Origin of the sequence: Bacillus cereus group sp. N12, assembly GCF_016483575.1 — a bacterium.
GTDB lineage: Bacteria > Bacillota > Bacilli > Bacillales > Bacillaceae_G > Bacillus_A > Bacillus_A toyonensis.
Window position 1 is genome coordinate 23,703 of record NZ_JAEHBO010000026.1, and the last position, 18,736, is coordinate 42,438.

Genomic DNA, 18,736 nt, shown 5'->3' on the forward strand with positions numbered 1-18,736 from the left:
GAATGAAAGCGTTTTAGGTTGTGAATTGTGTATGAAATCTATACAATTCACTTGAATCCTTTAGAAAACTAATGTAAAGTGGATGATGTTCCCAAAATAGTTACACCACATGAAATATTCTTCAGATAAATTTTATTGAGCTCCCGTATGTAAAACATTTCCGCATGATAGTGTAGTTCACGTATTATTTCAAAAATGAATTGTAGTAATTTTATTAATTAGTTGTAGCGTTTCTTTGTTTTATTTAAATGGATTATTTTAAGTTAATGTGAGTAAGATCTGGCACATATGAAATGTGTTTCTTTTTATGATTTTAGGAAGTTTAAAAGGGGGAATGAATTTCTTGAGGAAATCATTTAATCAAAAAATTAAAAAGTTAAGTAGTAGTTTAATAGTTGTATTACTAATATGTATGAATTTTTTAATCCATTTACCATTTAAAGCAGAGGCAGCTACAACAGAATTAAAAGGTTTAGGTGATGTATCTTATTACAACGCCATCATTTTTGGAGATCATAGTGCAACGAGTGCGGATATTGAAGGTGCGATGGCTGTTCAGAAAAATATGAACGCATCAAGTTATACAGTCGTAGCGGCTGCAACTGGAGCAAATAACTTAGCTGGAGCAACTTGGGTAGATGAAGGATATCCATCATTATTACTAGGCGGTCAATTTACGAAAGCGGGAGCAGGACAAGTAATTATTCAAGATGGAACAGTGGCGATGACAAAAGACGGTGACCCAGATGGCGCAATGAAAACATCATATGACCGTATCTCTTATAAAGAGCAAGCGGAGATTGATGCTAAGTTTAAAGAATTTAGAAAAGACGTTGATGATGTAATCGGGGATGCGGGCCAATTACACACTGATAAGCCAACACTTAATATGAGCTTTGGAATCGGTGAAGATGTAAACAACCCTAATATTTATGTCTCTTCAGGCCAAACGGGAAAGAAAACATTTGATGTAAAAGACGTTTATCTTCCAAATGTAGAGAATAAAGACTTCATTGTTATTTATTCAGATGCAGAAGAAGTGAGTTTTGGTGGCGGTGCAATTTTGTATGATACAAGAAATACTGGGATGGCAACAGACTTAATTAATACATCTCAAGCATACGACCCTAATTCATCTTTTACTGAGTTAGCTAGTAAGGTAATTTGGGTGTTTCCTAATGCTACAAAGATAACAACTAAAGGTTATGGTGTAGTAGGTAGTGTGTTTGCACCTAATGCAGTTGTAGAGACAAAAGGTGGTTCTATTAATGGACAAGCCTATGTTGGAGGATTACACCAAAGAGATGGATTTGAGGTTCATAACTTTAAATTTAACTGGCCGAAATGGAATAAGCCAGCAGCTGAAAAAGGAAATTTACAAATTAAAAAAGTTGATGAAAACGATGAAAACATTGTTTTAAAAGACGCAAAATTTGATGTTATAGACAAAGATAATACTGTTGTGGCTACTGTTACAACAAACGAAAAGGGTATTGCGGAAGTTAAAGATTTACCACTTGGTGATTATTTTGTAAAAGAAATTAGTGCACCAGAAGGATATATAAAAGTTGATACACCAGTAAAAGTAACAATTGATAGTACAAACGTAATTGAACTTGTTATGAAGAATACGAAAAAAGTTGAAAATGGCCAATTTAAATTGTTGAAAAAAGATAATGAATCTGGTCAACTTCTACCAGGTGCAAAATTTGATGTTATCGATAAAGATGGGAAAGTTGTCGAAACAATTATTACAGACAGTAAAGGTGAAGCTTTATCAAAACAACTTCCAGTTGGAACATATACATTAAAAGAGGTAGAAGCCCCGAAAGGATATGAACTATCATCTAGTTCAGTTCCTGTAAATGTAGAGGCTAATAAAGTAATTACTGTAGATGTGTTGAATAAAAAAATCCCTGAAAAAGTAACAGGTCAATTCGAAATCGTGAAAGTAGATGCAAATGATAAAGAGAAACTATTATCAGACGCAGAATTTGAAGTGTATAAAGACGGTAAGAAAGTAGATACGTTACGAACAGATAAAACAGGTAAAGTGATTTCTCAGAAATTAGAACCAGGGAAGTACACATTAAAAGAAACGAAAGCACCACAAGGATATAAGTTGTTAAAAGAAGAAATTGAAGTCGTTGTGGAAGTAAATAAAGTAGTACAAGTACAAGTGGAAAACGCGAAAGAACTAGGAAGCTTACAAATAATCAAAAAGGATGCAGAGAGTGGAAAAGTTCTAGCTGGCGCAGAATTTATACTGAAAAACGAAAGTGGTCAAGTAGTTGGAGAAACGAAAACAACAGATAAAGATGGCGTAGTGAAGTTCGAAAACGTAGTGCCAGGAAAATACACGTTAGAAGAAACGAAAGCGCCAGAAGGTTATAAAGCGCTGGAAGTGACAGTAGAAGTAAACATCGTAGCAAATGAAGTAGTAAAACAAGAAGTTACGAATGAAAAAGTAACAGGTCAATTCGAAATTGTGAAAGTAGATGCGAATGATAAAACGAAAGTATTATCAGGTGCAGAATTCGAAGTGTATAAAGATGGTAAAAAGGTAGCGGAACTGAAAACAGATGAGAGTGGAAAAGTGATGTCACCGAAATTACCATTAGGTGAATACACAGTGAAAGAGACGAAAGCACCAACGGGCTATAAACTTTCTAATAAAGAATGGAAAGTAACAATTCAAAACGAGAAAGAAGTAGTAAAAGTAGAGGCGGAAAACGAAAAAATCTTAGGTTCTCTACAAATTATTAAAATGGATGATAAAGATCAAACGAAACGTTTAGCAGGCGCACAATTTACATTGAAAGATGTGAAAGGAAATGTTGTAAAAGAAGGAATTACAACAGATGAGTCTGGAACTGTAAAAGTAGACGGACTAGTGCCGGGGGAATATACGTTAGAAGAAACAAAAGCGCCAGAAGGTTATGAGTTAACAAAACAAGTAATTCATGTAACAGTTGACGGTGAAAAAGTTATTGATGTAAAAGTAAAGAATAGTAAGAGCCGTGGTCAATTTGAAATTGTAAAAGTGGATGCAAATGATAAAGAGAAACTATTATCAGACGCAGAATTCGAAGTGTATAAAGACGGTAAAAAAGTAGAGACATTACGAACAGATAAAACAGGTAAAGTAATCTCTCAAAAATTAGAACCAGGAAAATACACATTGAAAGAGACGAAAGCACCACAAGGGTATAAGTTGTTAAAAGAAGAAATTGAAGTCGTTGTGGAAGCAAATAAAGTAGTACAAGTACAAGTAGAAAATGCGAAAGAACTAGGAAGCTTACAAGTAATCAAAAAGGATGCAGAGAGTGGAAAAGTTCTAGCGGGCGCAGAATTTAAATTAAAGAATGAATCTGGTCAAGTAGTTGGAGAGGCGAAAACAACAGATAAAGATGGTGTTGTGAAATTCGAAAACGTGGTGCCAGGAAAATACACGTTAGAGGAAACGAAAGCGCCAGAAGGTTATAAAGCGCTAGAAGTGACAGTAGAAGTAAATATCGTAGCGAATGAAGTAGTAAAACAAGAAGTGACGAACGAAAAAATAACAGGTCAATTCGAAATCGTGAAAGTAGATGCAAATGATAAAGAGAAACTATTATCAGACGCAGAATTCGAAGTGTATAAAGACGGTAAAAAAGTAGAGACATTACGAACAGATAAAACAGGTAAAGTAATCTCTCAAAAATTAGAACCAGGAAAATACACATTGAAAGAAACGAAAGCGCCAGAAGGGTATAAGTTGTTAAAAGAAGAAATTGAAGTCGTTGTGGAAGCAAATAAAGTAGTACAAGTACAAGTAGAAAATGCGAAAGAACTAGGAAGCTTACAAGTAATCAAAAAGGATGCAGAGAGTGGAAAAGTTCTAGCGGGCGCAGAATTTAAATTAAAGAATGAATCTGGTCAAGTAGTTGGAGAGGCGAAAACAACAGATAAAGATGGTGTTGTGAAATTCGAAAACGTAGTGCCAGGAAAATACACGTTAGAGGAAACGAAAGCGCCAGAAGGTTATAAAGCGCTGGAAGTGACAGTAGAAGTAAACATCGTAGCAAATGAATTAGTAAAACAAGAAGTATTGAATGAAAAAGTGAAAGAAAAAATAACAGGTCAAGTAGAAATTACAAAGGTAGATGCAAATGATACAAATAAAATATTAGCAGGCGCAGTTTTTGAGATTTTGAAAGACGGAACGAAAATAGACAAATTAACAACAGATAAAAATGGTAAAGCAACTTCCAAGAAACTTGAACCAGGAGATTACATTTTAAAAGAAGTACAGGCTCCAGAAGGATACACTTTATCTAATAAGGAAATTAAGTTTACGATTTCTAATCAAAAAATTGAAGTTATAAAACTTCAAATTACAAATCAAAAAGAGCCAGGTGGAGGAACAGAAACACCAGGTGGAGGAACAGAAACACCAGGTGGAGGAACAGAAACACCAGGTGGAGGAACAGAAACACCAGGTGGAGGAACAGAAACGCCAGGTGAAGGAACAGAGAAGCCTAACTTACCCGAAAAAGGGCAAGGTTCTTCTAATAATCAACAACTTCCAGCCACAGGACATGATATGAACTATCTTCCATTCGTTGGTTTTGTTCTTGTGTTATTAGGAATACGTTTAAGATTTATGACTAAAAATAGTTAATAGATGTATAAAAGGCATAAGAGAAATATTATCTCTTATGCCTTTAAGTTATTAATAGAAGGAATAAGGTAAAACCTTCTGTATTGACCTGCAAACGCCCTTCAAGTAAACTAAAGAGAGTTTGCAAATGAAAAGGTGATAATGTTGTTAATTTCAATTAAAACGTTACAAGATGATCGTTTTTTACGTCCGCTACAAAATATTGGCGGCTTATTTTTTGAAGATAGTACGATTGGATTTGAACAAGAGGAAGCAAATCTTATCGTTGATATACACATTGAAGAGAATGTGAAAGCATCAGCTCGCTTAACAGATGTTGCTACTGGAAATGTGTATGAAGAAACATTCGCGAAAGATTTATCTGCTTTTACAGATGAAAAAGAGCGTATGAAGCAAGTGAAGCACGTTGTTTCTTATGTATATCTTTCTGTTCTTCAGCAGTTAACTGGTCTTGAACAAAGCTGGGGCATTTTAACTGGAGTTCGTCCGACGAAACTTCTTCATAAAATGCTTCAAAGTGGTATGTCAAAAGAAGAAGCACACCAAGAACTTCGTGAAAGCTATTTAATTCATGAAGAGAAAATTGAACTTCTTCAGCGTATTGTGGATTGCCAATTAGCGGTAGTTCCGGATTTATACCGTTTGAAAGAGGAAGTAAGTATTTATATCGGTATTCCATTCTGCCCAACAAAATGTGCATATTGTACATTCCCGGCGTATGCAATTAACGGACGCCAAGGCTCTGTTGATTCATTCTTAGGTGGTTTACATTATGAAGTTCGTGAAATTGGTAAGTTTTTAAAAGAAAAAGGTGTAACAGTTACGACGATTTATTACGGCGGCGGTACACCGACAAGTATTACAGCAGAAGAGATGGATATGCTGTATGAAGAAATGTATGAAGCGTTCCCAGATGTGAAAAATGTGCGTGAAGTAACAGTTGAGGCAGGTCGCCCAGATACAATTACGCCAGCAAAACTAGAAGTGTTAAATAAATGGAACATTGACCGTATTAGTATTAATCCGCAGTCATACCATCAAGAGACACTAAAAGCAATTGGACGTCATCATACTGTAGAAGAAACAATTGAGAAGTATCACTTAGCTCGTGAAATGGGAATGAACAATATTAATATGGACTTAATTATTGGTCTTCCTGGTGAAGGGCTAGATATCTTCAAGCATACGTTAGATGAAACAGAAAAGTTAATGCCAGAATCATTAACAGTTCATACGTTATCATTTAAACGTGCTTCTGAAATGACGCAAAACAAACGTAAATATAAAGTAGCAGGTCGTGAAGAAATTACAGCGATGATGCACGAAGCAGAAGAGTGGACGCAAAAGCATAATTACGTACCATATTACCTATATCGTCAAAAGAATATTTTAGGTAACTTAGAGAACGTTGGTTATGCAATGCCTAAGCAAGAAAGTATTTACAACATTGTTATTATGGAAGAAGTACAATCGATTATCGGACTTGGCTGTGGTGCTTCAAGTAAGTTTGTTCATCCGAAGACGGGCGCAATTACGCATTTCGCGAATCCGAAAGATCCAAAATCATATAACGATGGCTTTGTAAAATATACAGAAGATAAACTGAAAATTTTAGAAGAGCTGTTTGTGTAAGCATAGGAGGACTGTTCCGATTTGGAACAGTCTCTTTTTTATCCCGCTATTTGCGGGGGGCAGGCTGCCTGTAAAAACCCGATTAAAGTTTCATTTTATTTTGTCAGTTTTTGTCGGTAAGTCGATATATTCGAAAAATCGCTGATATATATTGAGTTGCGGTCGATATATTTTAAAAATCGCTGATATATTTCAAATTACGGTCGATATATTCAAAAAACCGCCGATATAATTTTATTTACTGAGAAGTGAATCAAAACATACCTTCATTTGTAAAACTATGTCGATAATAATCAGAAAAATTAGTCAATTTTATAGAGGACAATGTCTACTTATAGACGAAATGATAGATTTATGAAAGAGAAAAGGGGGAAATTGTTGGCATGTACATGACGATAGGGAGAATTTTTGATTTATCTGTTGGTAAGTATCCGAATAAAGAGGCGTTAGTGGAACCAGAAAAAAATATTCGATGGACGTATAAACAGTGGGATGAACAAATAAATAAAACGGCGCACGCTCTATTAGAAGAGGGAGTAAGAAAGGGAGATTGTGTATCTGTTTACTTATATAACTGTCGTGAATTTGTAAACGTTTACTTAGCTTGTGCAAAAATTGGTGCAATCTTTAATCCAATTAATTTCCGCTTAAAAGCGAAAGAAGTATCTTATATTCTTCAGGACGCATCCTCGAAAGTAGTTGTCTTTGAAAAAGCAGTTGAGTCAACTGTTGCTATGATTGAAAGAGATTTTCCAAATACATCCTTTTGGTATGTAGAAGACGATAAACCTTCCTATGCAAGCTCCTACCATGAAAAAGTAAATGCAGCATCTTCTGAGAAAGTAGATATCGAAATTGATGAAATGGATTATTGCTCTATGCTTTATACGAGCGGTACGACAGGGCATCCGAAAGGCGTATTGCATCGTCATCGTGAAATGACTGAGCATAGTATGATTTGTACGTATTTCTTAAAATATAACAGGGATAGTGTCGGGCTTGTAGTAGCACCTTTATATCATTGTGGTGAGTTGAATGCTGGGATTATACCGCGCATTCAAGTTGGCGGAAAGAATGTTATTTTGCATCACTTTGATACTGAAACAGTATTACATACGATTCAAGAAGAGAAGATTACAACGTTCTTTGCAGCACCGACGATGTGGAATATGTTGCTGCAAAAAGATTTATCCCAATATGATTTAACTTCGATGAAAATTGGTATATATGGCGGAGCAGCAATGGCACCGGCTTTAGTGAAGGAATGTAAAGAACGTCTTTATATTGATCTCGTCCAAATATACGGAATGACAGAAATGGGGCCAGTTGTTGCGTTTCTCGTGGAAGAGGATCAAATTACGAAAGCTGGTTCAGCAGGGACGCCATGTTTTAGCCATGAAATTCGTATTGTAAAGCCGAACGAAGATGCACCTGCAGAGCCAAATGATGTATTACCTCCTTATGAAGTGGGAGAAATTATTTTGCGCGGTCCGACTATGATGGCTGGCTATCATAATCGTGAAGAAGCAAACACAAAATCGCTGTATAAAGGATGGTATCATTCAGGTGACTTAGGTTACTTTGATAAAGATGGCTATTTATTCGTTGCAGATCGCGTGGATGATATGGTAATTAGCGGTGGTGTAAATATTTATCCTCGTGAAATTGAAGATTACCTCCATAGTCACCCTGGTATATTAGATGTTGCAGTGCTTGGTGAACCTGATGAATTATGGGGAGAACGTGTTGTAGCCGTTATTGTAAAGAAAGATGAAGCGATCACAGAAGCTGATTTAGAAAAGTATTGTAAAGAAAGTGATGAATTAGCAGATTATAAACGCCCACGTCATTATTTATTTGTGGATGAACTTCCTCGTAATGCGAGTGGGAAACTGCAGAAATTTGTGCTGAGAGAGTCGTTAAAAGGTACGAAAAAATAATAAAAATGCCTTTCCAATTTGGAAAGGCATTTTTATTATTTACGTGAAAAACCTTCTTCATCAAGGTATTCCGCTGCTTCTGGATAAGAGTTGAATGTACCGTCTAAGTTTACGCCAGCATAAACGTTCCACATGTCATCCTCTGATATAAGAGTAAGAATATGACCATCTTCGTTATGCCATTCTTCTTCTTTCGCAGGTTCTGCAGGGATTACTACTTCTTCTTGTGATAATAGTTCAATTGATTGCTCAATTACTGAACGTAATTCTTCCGCTGAAAATTCACGGATGTTAATCATACCTTTATCGTCCGTTTTGTAACCTTTAATACCGCTTGCATATACAAATCCGTTTCCATTTGGGTGTAAATGATATACAACGTTCTTTTTATCTAAACGACTTTCTTCAAAGTGAAAGTTTACGCGTTTTAATGATACGTTCTTTCTTTCTAATTCAGGGAAAGATTCAATGATCGATAATTTTTCTTCAAAAGTTAGCATAGTGCCTCCAAGTATATAGTAAAAGATTTAATTTGTTCATTATAGCATAGTTGCAATTGTTTCCAAAGATAAGGGGGGAATTTTTCATTGAATACGTTTACTTCACGAGACTGTAAAAAGTACGCTAACGAATAAATCTTTTTAGGTGTACAATGGAACGTGGACTTTATCCCGCATTAACGGGCAGTAAGACTCCCACCTCAAATTTCGGCGAATGCGAGGAAGTTAGGTGGAAGCCCTGCTGCCCGTAAACGCCCGATTGGTGTGGGCTAATAATCAGTGGGGGATGAACAAAACCCCCACTGATTAAAGTTTCACTTTATACGAAGGTGGTTATTTTATGTTTCAAAAAATTGCAAAGGAATGTTTAGCAGGATTTACGGTTGCGATTGTTGCGTTGCCACTTGCCATTGCGTTTGGTATTGCGGCAACGGGAACGTCTGAAGGTGCACTGGTCGGATTGTATGGTGCCATTTTTGCAGGTTTATTTGCGGCGTTATTTGGTGGTACACCTGGGCAGGTTACTGGGCCAACTGGACCGATTACGGTTATCGCGACAGGAGTTATTGCGACTCACGGGTTAGAGGCGAGTTTTATAGCATTTATGATGGCGGGACTTTTTCAAATTTTATTCGGGGTATGTAAGCTAGGCTCTTACGTTCGATATATTCCGTATCCTGTCGTTTCAGGATTTATGAACGGTATTGCACTGATTATTATTTTAGGTGAAATAAAACACGTGCAAAATAGTTTTCTGCTCGTAGTATTAACGATCATTGTAATGATTGTTTCTGGAAAATGGATTAAGGCCATTCCATCTAGTTTAGTTGCGTTAGTCGGTGTGACTGCGTTGTTGCCTTTATTTTCTTCATTGTTAGAAGGGCTTACAGTGAAGGTACCGATTATCGGAAATCTTTCACTAAATAAAGTAATTGAAAAGATTGGAACGATTCCAGAAGCGATGCCTACGCTTCATATTCCATCTTTAAGTGGAACAGGATTAGCAGAACTTATTTTACCAGCGCTTAGTATTGCTTTATTAGGTTCGATTGACTCTTTATTAACGTCAGTCGTAATGGATAATGTGACAGGTACACGTCATAAAAGTAATAAAGAACTTGTCGGACAAGGTATCGGTAATATGATGAGCGGATTGTTCGGCGGATTAGCAGGTGCAGGTGCGACTGTACGATCTATCGTTAATATAAGAAGTGGCGGTAAAACGGCGCTTTCGGCAAGTATGCATAGTGTTATATTGTTTATTTTCATTATGGGACTCGGTTCAGTCGTACAATACATTCCACTTGCTGTATTATCAGGTATTTTAATTTTAACGGGTATTGGAATGTTCGACTGGGAAAGCATGAAGAAAATGCATGTAGCGCCAAAAGGTGATGTTATTGTTATGCTCGTAACGATGATTGTCACAGTAAAGTTTGATTTAATGATCGCTGTTGCATTCGGGATTATTCTTTCCTTCATCCTATACATTGTGAAATGTAAAGAACGTAAAACTTCGATTGTAAAAGAAAGAGAAGCAACGTATACGATTCAAGGACCGCTCTCTTTCCTATCAGTAGATCGTATTTTTACTACTTTACAAGATGTGAAGTCACCGATTGTTTTACGTATGAAAGATGTGCGCTATATGGATGTGTCAGGAGCGATGGCATTATTAAATTTTGTTGAGCAGTCAAATAAAGCTGGAGCGAGTGTAACGCTTGAACAAGTACATCCAAGTATTGAAAAAACAATTGTAGTAATGGCGAACGACGAACAGAAAGAGAAATTGAAGTTTTTAGGTGTTTAGACGGTATAATAAAAATATCGCAAAAGAAAATTTAGAGTATGTAAAACACGAATGAAATAAAAAGAAGGTGCTCGAAAATCCAGTATAACGGACTTTTCAGAGTACCTTCTTTTTGTTATTCAATTCCCAAATCAACAATCATATAAGCAAGTATAACAACGAAGAAAATACTTACGGCTGGTGCTGTTAATACGTGACCAGACATAAAGCCGATGCCGAGCGATAAGACGAGTGTGTTAGCTAGTAGCATATGTTTTACATTTAATAGTTTTTTGAAGTTAGTGATGATGTGAATGAATATTTTAATACCGAAATAAAGAAGCGGCAGCAAATACATAAGGAATCCAACAATGCCGAACGCAAAGAATAGGTCGTAGAAATCCATTTCGACTAATTTAGGTGTAGTTGTATAGTTACCAGCGTAGCCCATTCCAAATAGTTTTTGAGATAGTGGTGCGTCTTTATAGTATTGTTTGTATACGTTTAAAAACTTGTCACGATCACTGTAAATTAAACTCTTCATTTCAGAGTCTGTTAGTTCACCCTGCTCACGTTCTTCTTTCGTTACCTCTCCTTCTTGTACTGGATTTTTATATTTATATATTTGTAAATGGATGCTCATGTTTTTGGCGATAGGAGTATATGGTGTAAGTATGAGTATACCTCCTAATACGATAGCAACAACAATTGTATTTACAAGATATGTGAATCCTTTTCCTTCTTTTTTACGATGAATAATATATTCAATGAATAAGAAAAAAAGAGCGATACCAAGTGTAATAACAATGGCACCATAGCCTACTTTCGTTCCAATCATAATGCTTGCATACATCGCAAGTACAGTTGGAATCCAGTAATAGATTTTCGAGAAAGAAGTTGTTTTATGAATTGAGTACAAGACAACGATGGGGAACGTAATGGCGAAAATGGAACTTAACTCATTTCCAGCAAAGAACCATCCCCTTGAACCGATCTTTGAGTTCGGATAACTTGGGAAATCTGTACTAGTCAACATTGCCACAATAATTGAGATACTCAAAATTAACGTTGCATATAAGAAATAGATAATGATTTTATGAAACGCATATTCGTTATTTTTTAACTCTTTAAGAGCGATAATATACCCAAACAGTAGTACCATTGGATATACACTTTTTAAAATGAATTTCACTTCTTCTCCGAAAGAAACTGGAGATTTGACCATTAAATTATTAACAAGGCCGATTGTGAGTACAGTTCCAAGTAAGCATAAGTAGAGAATGTATTTTTTCGCACCTTGTTGTTTGTGATGAAGAAGTAGATACCCTGATGCAAGAAGCATAAAGGCGAAACGGACTACGATTCCGACTGTTGCGCTCATGTGTAATACATAGATTGAAAAAGATGTTAGTAAATCTAAAATTGGTTGAAACACAATGAATAGCAGTAGGAAATGTGGGAAGTAGTTATCCGTCTGTTTCAACTTATTAACCATATGTTCCTCCATTTCTTCATTCTTTTATTTCAGCACCCGAGTGAGGGGATAAATACCTTTTTATCGGGCTATTTACCGCGCAGTAAAACTCCCACCTCAAAATTCAGCTGGAGCAAAGAAGTTAGGTGGAAGCTCTGCGGACCGTAAAAGCCTTCACTTTATAGTAAGGCGAATGAATTTCAATATTTGTTTTTAAGCAGTACATGCAAGAAGACATTATTTCATTGTAATGATAGATAGATGAAAGGTATGGATAAAACGACTTTGATTGCTATATTTTTTAACGAAATGGTATGTTTTATACAGGATATATACAAATTGCGAGATTATTAGACAGAAAATTAAGAAAAAAGAAGGATTTTTTACCTGTTTTCTATAATTATATAAGTATAATCTTTATATAGAAAAGAGGGGTATATGATGGAAGTAACGAGTAAAACAGAATCTGTGGTTGTGAAATATGAAGGAAGCGTAGCAACGGTGATGGTCAATCGCCCAGAAGTGTTAAATGCATTAGATGAGCCAACGTTAAAAGAGCTATTACAAAAGTTGAAAGAAGTAGCGGAGAGTTCTGCGCATATTGTTGTGCTATGCGGGAACGGCCGTGGTTTTTCTGCGGGTGGGGATATTAAATCGATGCTTTCAAGTAATGATGAAAGCAAGTTTGACGGTATTATGAATACCATTTCTGAAGTCGTTGTAACTTTATATACGATGCCGAAGCTTGTGATTAGTGCAATTCATGGACCCACTGCTGGTCTTGGATTAAGTATTGCATTAACTGCTGATTATGTGATGGCAGATATATCGTCAGTTATTGCGATGAACTTTATTGGAATCGCTTTAATTCCAGATGGTGGCGGTCATTTCTTCCTACAAAAGCGCGTCGGTGAAAATATGACGAAGCAAATTATTTGGGAAGGCAAGAAATTATCAGCAACAGAAGCGTTAGATATCGGCTTAATTGATGAAGTAATCAGCGAGAACTTCCAAACGGCTGTGAAACAAAAAATTAATGAATGGTCACAAAAGCCGATTAAGGCGATGATTCAAACGAAGCAAATTTTATGTGAAGTCAATCGCTCTAATTTAGAACAGACGCTTCAGCTTGAAAAACGCGGTCAATATGCGATGAGACAAACAGCTGACCATAAAGAAGGCATTGCTGCGTTTTTAGAAAAACGTCTACCAGCATTTAAAGGGGAATAAAGTAAAACTTTAATTAGTGAGGGATTTTGCTCACTTCCTACTGATTATTAGCCCGTTAATTCGGGATAAAAGGGAGAAAGTGCTAACACATTTTAGTATAATTGTGTTAGCACTTTTTTTTAGGAGTCATACATGAAAAAAATTATAGGTATTACCGGTATAATTTTGTTTGTATATTATGCTTTGCACAGTACACCATCTATGACTGTACGAACTGCATTATTTTTTGAAGGGCATCCAAGTGTTGCGTTTTCTGGCGGGGTGACGAAAGAAAAAGATGTGAAAAAAGAAGCGATTCCAGATGAGTACCAAACTTTATATGGTAATGAAGAAGAAAAATCAGAGCACTATTTCTTTCCGCATGTAAGGGCGCACGGATCAGGAATTGATATGTTAAGTGCGTGTGTGAAAAAAGAGTGGTTTTTCTATAAAGTGAAACTTTAATCAGTGGGGGTTTTGTTCATCCCCCACTGATTATTAGTTGAACCAATCGGGCGTTTACGGGCAGTTGATCTCCCACCTAACTTCTTTGCCCCATCTGAATTTTGAGGAGGGAGTTTTACTGCCCGTTAATGCGGGATAAAGCAGAGCTCGGGTGTTATTGAACATAGGAGGATGAATGATGTCAACTTATAACAAGTTAGTAAGAGACCGTGTTCCAGAGAAAATATTAATGTCTGGAAAAACATATACAGCACAAAAATTAACAGGCCAAGCATACATACAAGCTTTAGCAAAAATTGGCACGGAAGAAGTTCGTGAATTTGCTTCTATGAAAGAGCGTGAACATGCGTTAGATTCTCTTGCGGATGCACTGGAAGTGATTATGTCATTAGCGCGTGCAGAAGGAGCAACAATTGAAGACGTAGAACGCCTTCGTAAGAAAAAAAAAGAAGAGCACGGTGGATTTGAAAGAGGGATTTATTTATTAGATGTTTCAGAAGAATAGTTTTATAGGGAAAGCATAGCGTTACTCACTAACGCTATGCTTTTTTGCTGCAATGAAGCTAATAATGAAGAAGATAGCCGTTAATCCCCAGCCGATTGTAATAGAAGTAGTAGTATGAACGGCATAAGAAACTTGTAAACAAAGTAATGATGCTAAAAACCAAATGAGTGCAATGTGTATATATTTTTTTGATATATTCATATTTTGTAGCTCCCTTTTACATACTAAAGAGAATTTTACTATAATTTAGAAAATTAGACTATATAAGTAGAGGTTTCATAGCAAATTTTGTATACTGAATAATAGAGAAAATGAGGAGGAAACGACAATGGCACATCATACGAAAGAAACGATGGAACTTATTAAGGAGCTTGTCTCTATTCCGAGTCCGTCGGGAAATACGGCGAAAATTATTAATTTCATTGAAAACTATGTGAGTGAGTGGAACGTAGAGACGAAGCGTAATAATAAAGGCGCTCTTATTTTAACGGTAAAAGGGAAAAATGATGATCAACATCGTTTATTAACTGCTCATGTTGATACGTTAGGTGCGATGGTAAAAGAAATTAAATCTGACGGTCGTCTTCGTTTATCTATGATTGGCGGATTTCGCTGGAACTCTGTAGAAGGGGAATATTGCGAAATTGAAACGTCAAGCGGTAAGGCGTATACAGGAACGATTTTAATGCATCAAACATCTGTACACGTATATAAAGATGCAGGTGAAGCGAAACGCGATGAGAAAAATATTGAGGTTCGTATTGATGAGCGTGTCTTTTCAGCTGATGAAGTACGCGAATTAGGAATTGAAGTAGGAGACTTCGTTTCATTCGATCCGCGTGTTCAAATTACAGACAGTGGATACATAAAATCACGTCATTTAGATGATAAAGTAAGCGTAGCAATTCTATTAAAATTAATTAAAAGATTGCAAGATGAAAATGTAACATTACCATATACGACGCATTTCTTAATTTCTAATAATGAAGAGATTGGATACGGTGGAAACTCTAACATTCCAGAAGAAACTGTTGAATATTTAGCAGTTGATATGGGAGCGTTAGGTGATGGACAAACATCTGATGAATATACAGTATCTATTTGCGCAAAAGATTCTAGTGGTCCATACCATTATGCATTACGTAAACATTTAGTTGGGCTTGCGAAAGCGAACAATATTGAATATAAAGTAGATATTTACCCGTACTACGGATCTGACGCATCAGCTGCGATTCGCGCTGGATTTGATGTGAAACATGCATTAATTGGAGCCGGTATTGATTCTTCTCACGCTTTTGAACGTACGCATGAGAGTTCCATTGCACATACAGAATCATTAGTATATGCGTATGTAATGTCTAATTTAATTGAAGACTAATTTCATAGAAAATAAAGTGGGCTGATTAAAAATATTATTTTTAATCAGCTTTTCATTTAGGGGGGCAAGATGAAGAAATTATTGATGGGGAGTATCGTTGTAAGCTTAATGTTAAGTGGATGTGCTCAAGGAGGTTCAGATGAAAAAGTAGTGACGAAGGTAGAGGATACCCAGGGGAATAAAAAAGAGAGTAGAAAAATACAAGGGTCACAAATAAATCCACAAGTGCAAAGTCGCTACACGGTTTTAATGAATTCTACTGAGGGAGAAGCGTATACTTTGCATGTTTTTTCGAATAATGAACAACATGAAACGCAAAAAGAACCTTGGGTTGGTGCACAAGAAGGGGATCAAATATATAAAGGTGAATATCAGCTTGCCTTACAATCTACAAGCGCGACATTATATTTGCAAGAGGCGAAAATTGGAGAGTTTGTATTTAATACGTCTAGAAAAAATGGATTTGTAAGTAAAGGTACACCAGATTTTTTCATAGCACTGCAACGTGAGTCTTCTAATTTTTCAACAGTGAAAGCTTTTTACATTCATAAAGGGAAAGTGCTCGAAGTGAAAATTGATGAAGATGATTTTGGTATTACAGGAACTTGTTTTAAAGCTTTAGATAAAGGGAAGTTTCTTATTGGGAATTATGATAATGGAGAAGGAATGTGGTATTTTTCAACTTTCCAAACCGATCTTGAAACGGGAAAAGCGAAGCGGGTTGATCAGAAAAAGCTTCCTTTGGAGGAAGGGAATGTATATGTTAAGGACAATTTCAAATGATACATTAGGAGAAGCAACTTATGGTGGTATGCTAGATTACTAGGAAGAACAAGCTCAGAATGTATCTTCTTTCTGTTATTAAACATAAAGAGATTGCCAATAGGCAGTCTCTTTTATTTGCGAAAGGATTTAGAAAGGTTTCTCTTTATTTCCGGCATATGATATCATTTAATTTTATATACAAAAATATTCGAGTAATTGTGATCATAACAATTTTAAACGATAAAGGATGATAATAGATTGAGTAATCATAGTAAAACACCTGCATGTATATATACGTATGCGTTTCGCGAAGAGGAGCGTGCTTTATGTTACTTGGAAATGCGCTCGTTCTTTGGGATGGAGTCTCACGTTAATATTTTGAAAAGTGAAGTCAAGATTGCTCCGAGTAGAAGTCCGTTTATTAAAGAGCGCGTTGAGGTTATGTATGAAGGGGACGATTTAGAAAGCATTTTAGAACAAGTGGAACAAATTGATTTAGCGGGAGCGACATTCAAAGTTATCTTCGTTAAAATCAATGATCTTGGTAAAGAAAATAAAATTGAATATGGGGAAAGACGCCTTATTGAACGAGACCTCGGTATGCATATTGAAGGGGAAGCAGACGTTCGTAATCCAGAGCGCGTATTCGGGATTGTTCCTCTTGGAGGACGTTGGTACTTCGGGCACTATGTAGAAAGTGATCCAGTTTGGTATCATCACATAAAAAAACCGCATAGCTATTCGACATCACTGAGCACACGTGTTGCTAGAGCTGTCGCAAATATCGCTGTACCAAACCCAGATGGAGTACGAGCAATTGACCCGTGCTGTGGCATTGGAACAGTAGTAGTAGAAGCACTTTCTATGGGGATTAACATCGTTGGTAGAGATATAAATCCACTTGTAGTTCTTGGAACGAGAAAAAACATCGCACATTTCGGGTTTGAAGGAACAGTAACAAAAGGCCCAATTGAAGAAATTACTGAGAACTACGACGTAGCAATTATCGATATGCCATACGACCTATTTACGCACGCAACACCAGAAGATCAACTCTCGATTCTTTCAAGTGCGCGCCGTATCGCAAAAAAAGTAGTCGTTGTCACGATGGAAACAATGGACGACATGATTCATGAAGCGGGATTTGAAATTACAGACCGCTGCATCACAAGAAAAGGATCATTTTCTAGACAAATTCTTGTTTGTGAATAAAAAAAGGTCACCCGTTAGGGTGGCCTTTTTGGTTTGTATGAATGTGTGATTGGTTGGTGGAATGGGGAGATGATTTGCCGATAAGTCGATATACTATGTTGAACCGCTAATATATTTCGAGAATCAATCGATGTTAGATTGCTCTTCTTTCGTTTTCTCTTGTTGTGCGATTAATAAATTGCGCAATACGTGTCCGCGGTAACTTTCTAGTTTTCGTCCTTCATGATAGCGGACACCTAATTTTTTAAGTTCAGCTACGTACCAGCCTTTTGTTCCGTAATACATGAGACCACTTCCTTTTTTCTTTTGAACAGTATATGTTGTGGGGATTTGGAACTTTCTTATCAAATTAATATTGAATATTCAGTTTATTTACATTATGATTAATTTAGTATCGGATGGCAGTGAGTAGCCTCGCTGTAAACCCGGATTTATGTTTGAAAATGAAGAGAGTAACTTCTTTCCACTTGAGCTTCTTTAGCAGGAGTACGAGCAGAAGGATAAGGGGAGTAAATAAAATTCAATGCAGCTGTATACGATGCTTTTCTGGCTTTTAACATAGTAACGGAGGGTGAAATATGCGCAAAGGAACTTTTTTCATGGCTGGACATTCGAGACTTCCGAAAGGGATGGCGGTTCGCAGTATGTACGAAACGTTAACAATTACAATTGAAGCAGATCATAAATATCATGTCATTATTGAAGCGTCATGTACGCTTGCAACAGAGCACGGGAGAGGCTTCGTCGCCCAAATTTTAAGAGGACATAGTTTACGAGATGGTATTGAAGAAATTGTGCAAGATATTACAAATCATTATCAAGGAAAAGCGCAAAATGCTATCGTCAGTGCGGTCAAAGATTTGCATCGCCAATATGTAAGTTATTTAAATGATGAAAAGCCTGTGGAAGAGTACGAGGAAACAAATTTATAATCAATGTCTAGTTTATAACGATAAATGAGAGCCAGTTGTATTTCCTTTAAAGAGATGCGACTGGCTTATTTTATTTGGGAGTAAGTAAGATGAATACGTGAAAAGAAATTCAAGTTGTAAAACAAGAAGCGAAAAAAGGGGATTTATAAAATGTGTAAAGTATGTCGAGGAAATAATAAAAAACGAATTGACAGTTAGAATATTTAGAATTATTATTTAGTTAATAAGATCCATTCGAGAAATTAGCCTTCTCTAAATTCGATCTTGTTTTC

The 18,736-nt window shown here is 36.3% G+C and carries 15 protein-coding genes; 11 read left to right on the forward strand and 4 right to left on the reverse strand.

Going from position 1 to position 18,736, the window contains the following annotated elements; all coding sequences use genetic code 11:
* Positions 1-343 precede the first annotated feature (343 nt).
* The 3 genes from JDS92_RS14215 to JDS92_RS14225 all read left to right on the forward strand — a co-directional run bounded on the left by JDS92_RS14215 (position 344) and on the right by JDS92_RS14225 (position 8,235).
* Entirely contained in the window at positions 344-4,663 is a 4,320-nt protein-coding gene (locus JDS92_RS14215; protein ID WP_199632075.1) for a SpaA isopeptide-forming pilin-related protein, read from the forward strand.
* 141 nt (positions 4,664-4,804) lie between these two features.
* Entirely contained in the window at positions 4,805-6,295 is a 1,491-nt protein-coding gene (locus tag JDS92_RS14220) for a coproporphyrinogen III oxidase (RefSeq protein WP_140158622.1), read from the forward strand.
* Positions 6,296-6,678: 383 nt separating this feature from the next.
* Positions 6,679-8,235 (forward strand): fatty acid--CoA ligase, encoded by a 1,557-nt coding sequence (locus JDS92_RS14225; protein ID WP_199632076.1) that lies wholly within the window; start codon positions 6,679-6,681, stop codon positions 8,233-8,235.
* Positions 8,236-8,270: 35 nt separating this feature from the next.
* On the opposite strand, the gene JDS92_RS14230 is transcribed toward JDS92_RS14225, so the two are convergent.
* Positions 8,271-8,735, reverse strand: a complete 465-nt coding sequence (locus tag JDS92_RS14230) for a hypothetical protein (protein ID WP_000955010.1) — start codon at positions 8,733-8,735, stop codon at positions 8,271-8,273.
* A gap of 340 nt (positions 8,736-9,075) precedes the next feature.
* Here JDS92_RS14230 and JDS92_RS14235 point away from each other — a divergent pair, with 340 nt between their 5' ends.
* On the forward strand, positions 9,076-10,545 hold the full coding sequence (locus JDS92_RS14235) for a SulP family inorganic anion transporter (RefSeq protein WP_000486660.1): 1,470 nt from the start codon (positions 9,076-9,078) through the stop codon (positions 10,543-10,545).
* A 115-nt stretch (positions 10,546-10,660) separates the two neighbouring features.
* Here JDS92_RS14235 and JDS92_RS14240 read toward each other — a convergent pair whose 3' ends face one another.
* On the reverse strand, positions 10,661-12,019 hold the full coding sequence (locus JDS92_RS14240) for an O-antigen ligase family protein (protein ID WP_097959674.1): 1,359 nt from the start codon (positions 12,017-12,019) through the stop codon (positions 10,661-10,663).
* Between the two features lie 420 nt (positions 12,020-12,439).
* Between JDS92_RS14240 and JDS92_RS14245 the strand changes: the two genes are divergently transcribed.
* The 3 genes from JDS92_RS14245 to JDS92_RS14255 all read left to right on the forward strand — a co-directional run bounded on the left by JDS92_RS14245 (position 12,440) and on the right by JDS92_RS14255 (position 14,177).
* Positions 12,440-13,228 (forward strand): enoyl-CoA hydratase, encoded by a 789-nt coding sequence (locus JDS92_RS14245; RefSeq protein WP_000454189.1) that lies wholly within the window; start codon positions 12,440-12,442, stop codon positions 13,226-13,228.
* 132 nt (positions 13,229-13,360) lie between these two features.
* On the forward strand, positions 13,361-13,672 hold the full coding sequence (locus JDS92_RS14250) for a hypothetical protein (RefSeq protein WP_199632077.1): 312 nt from the start codon (positions 13,361-13,363) through the stop codon (positions 13,670-13,672).
* Between the two features lie 178 nt (positions 13,673-13,850).
* Complete coding sequence (locus JDS92_RS14255) at positions 13,851-14,177, forward strand: nucleoside triphosphate pyrophosphohydrolase (protein ID WP_052943765.1); 327 nt, start codon at positions 13,851-13,853, stop codon at positions 14,175-14,177.
* 21 nt (positions 14,178-14,198) lie between these two features.
* Here JDS92_RS14255 and JDS92_RS14260 read toward each other — a convergent pair whose 3' ends face one another.
* Positions 14,199-14,378 (reverse strand): hypothetical protein, encoded by a 180-nt coding sequence (locus tag JDS92_RS14260; RefSeq protein WP_001027088.1) that lies wholly within the window; start codon positions 14,376-14,378, stop codon positions 14,199-14,201.
* A gap of 127 nt (positions 14,379-14,505) precedes the next feature.
* Between JDS92_RS14260 and JDS92_RS14265 the strand changes: the two genes are divergently transcribed.
* The 3 genes from JDS92_RS14265 to JDS92_RS14275 all read left to right on the forward strand — a co-directional run bounded on the left by JDS92_RS14265 (position 14,506) and on the right by JDS92_RS14275 (position 17,532).
* Positions 14,506-15,555: a M42 family metallopeptidase gene (locus JDS92_RS14265; protein ID WP_087970971.1), complete on the forward strand. Its 1,050-nt coding sequence runs from the start codon at positions 14,506-14,508 to the stop codon at positions 15,553-15,555.
* Between the two features lie 69 nt (positions 15,556-15,624).
* Positions 15,625-16,338, forward strand: a complete 714-nt coding sequence (locus tag JDS92_RS14270) for a hypothetical protein (protein ID WP_087970970.1) — start codon at positions 15,625-15,627, stop codon at positions 16,336-16,338.
* A gap of 240 nt (positions 16,339-16,578) precedes the next feature.
* Complete coding sequence (locus JDS92_RS14275) at positions 16,579-17,532, forward strand: TRM11 family SAM-dependent methyltransferase (protein ID WP_000064982.1); 954 nt, start codon at positions 16,579-16,581, stop codon at positions 17,530-17,532.
* A 123-nt stretch (positions 17,533-17,655) separates the two neighbouring features.
* On the opposite strand, the gene JDS92_RS14280 is transcribed toward JDS92_RS14275, so the two are convergent.
* A complete protein-coding gene (locus JDS92_RS14280) occupies positions 17,656-17,886 on the reverse strand; it encodes a YflJ family protein (RefSeq protein ID WP_100064179.1) in 231 nt (76 codons plus the stop codon).
* 224 nt (positions 17,887-18,110) lie between these two features.
* Between JDS92_RS14280 and JDS92_RS14285 the strand changes: the two genes are divergently transcribed.
* Complete coding sequence (locus JDS92_RS14285) at positions 18,111-18,464, forward strand: DUF3870 domain-containing protein (protein ID WP_199632078.1); 354 nt, start codon at positions 18,111-18,113, stop codon at positions 18,462-18,464.
* The last annotated feature ends 272 nt before the right edge of the window (positions 18,465-18,736 follow it).

What these genes read in the sequence shown, in the direction of transcription:
- JDS92_RS14220 (WP_140158622.1), top strand. Translation starts at nt 4,805, where the DNA reads ATGTTGTTAATTTCAATTAAAACGTTACAAGATGATCGTTTTTTACGT.
- JDS92_RS14225 (WP_199632076.1), top strand. Translation starts at nt 6,679, where the DNA reads ATGTACATGACGATAGGGAGAATTTTTGATTTATCTGTTGGTAAGTAT.
- JDS92_RS14230 (WP_000955010.1), bottom strand. Translation starts at nt 8,735, where the DNA reads ATGCTAACTTTTGAAGAAAAATTATCGATCATTGAATCTTTCCCTGAA.
- JDS92_RS14235 (WP_000486660.1), top strand. Translation starts at nt 9,076, where the DNA reads ATGTTTCAAAAAATTGCAAAGGAATGTTTAGCAGGATTTACGGTTGCG.
- JDS92_RS14240 (WP_097959674.1), bottom strand. Translation starts at nt 12,019, where the DNA reads ATGGTTAATAAGTTGAAACAGACGGATAACTACTTCCCACATTTCCTA.
- JDS92_RS14245 (WP_000454189.1), top strand. Translation starts at nt 12,440, where the DNA reads ATGGAAGTAACGAGTAAAACAGAATCTGTGGTTGTGAAATATGAAGGA.
- JDS92_RS14250 (WP_199632077.1), top strand. Translation starts at nt 13,361, where the DNA reads ATGAAAAAAATTATAGGTATTACCGGTATAATTTTGTTTGTATATTAT.
- JDS92_RS14255 (WP_052943765.1), top strand. Translation starts at nt 13,851, where the DNA reads ATGTCAACTTATAACAAGTTAGTAAGAGACCGTGTTCCAGAGAAAATA.
- JDS92_RS14260 (WP_001027088.1), bottom strand. Translation starts at nt 14,378, where the DNA reads ATGAATATATCAAAAAAATATATACACATTGCACTCATTTGGTTTTTA.
- JDS92_RS14265 (WP_087970971.1), top strand. Translation starts at nt 14,506, where the DNA reads ATGGCACATCATACGAAAGAAACGATGGAACTTATTAAGGAGCTTGTC.
- JDS92_RS14270 (WP_087970970.1), top strand. Translation starts at nt 15,625, where the DNA reads ATGAAGAAATTATTGATGGGGAGTATCGTTGTAAGCTTAATGTTAAGT.
- JDS92_RS14285 (WP_199632078.1), top strand. Translation starts at nt 18,111, where the DNA reads ATGCGCAAAGGAACTTTTTTCATGGCTGGACATTCGAGACTTCCGAAA.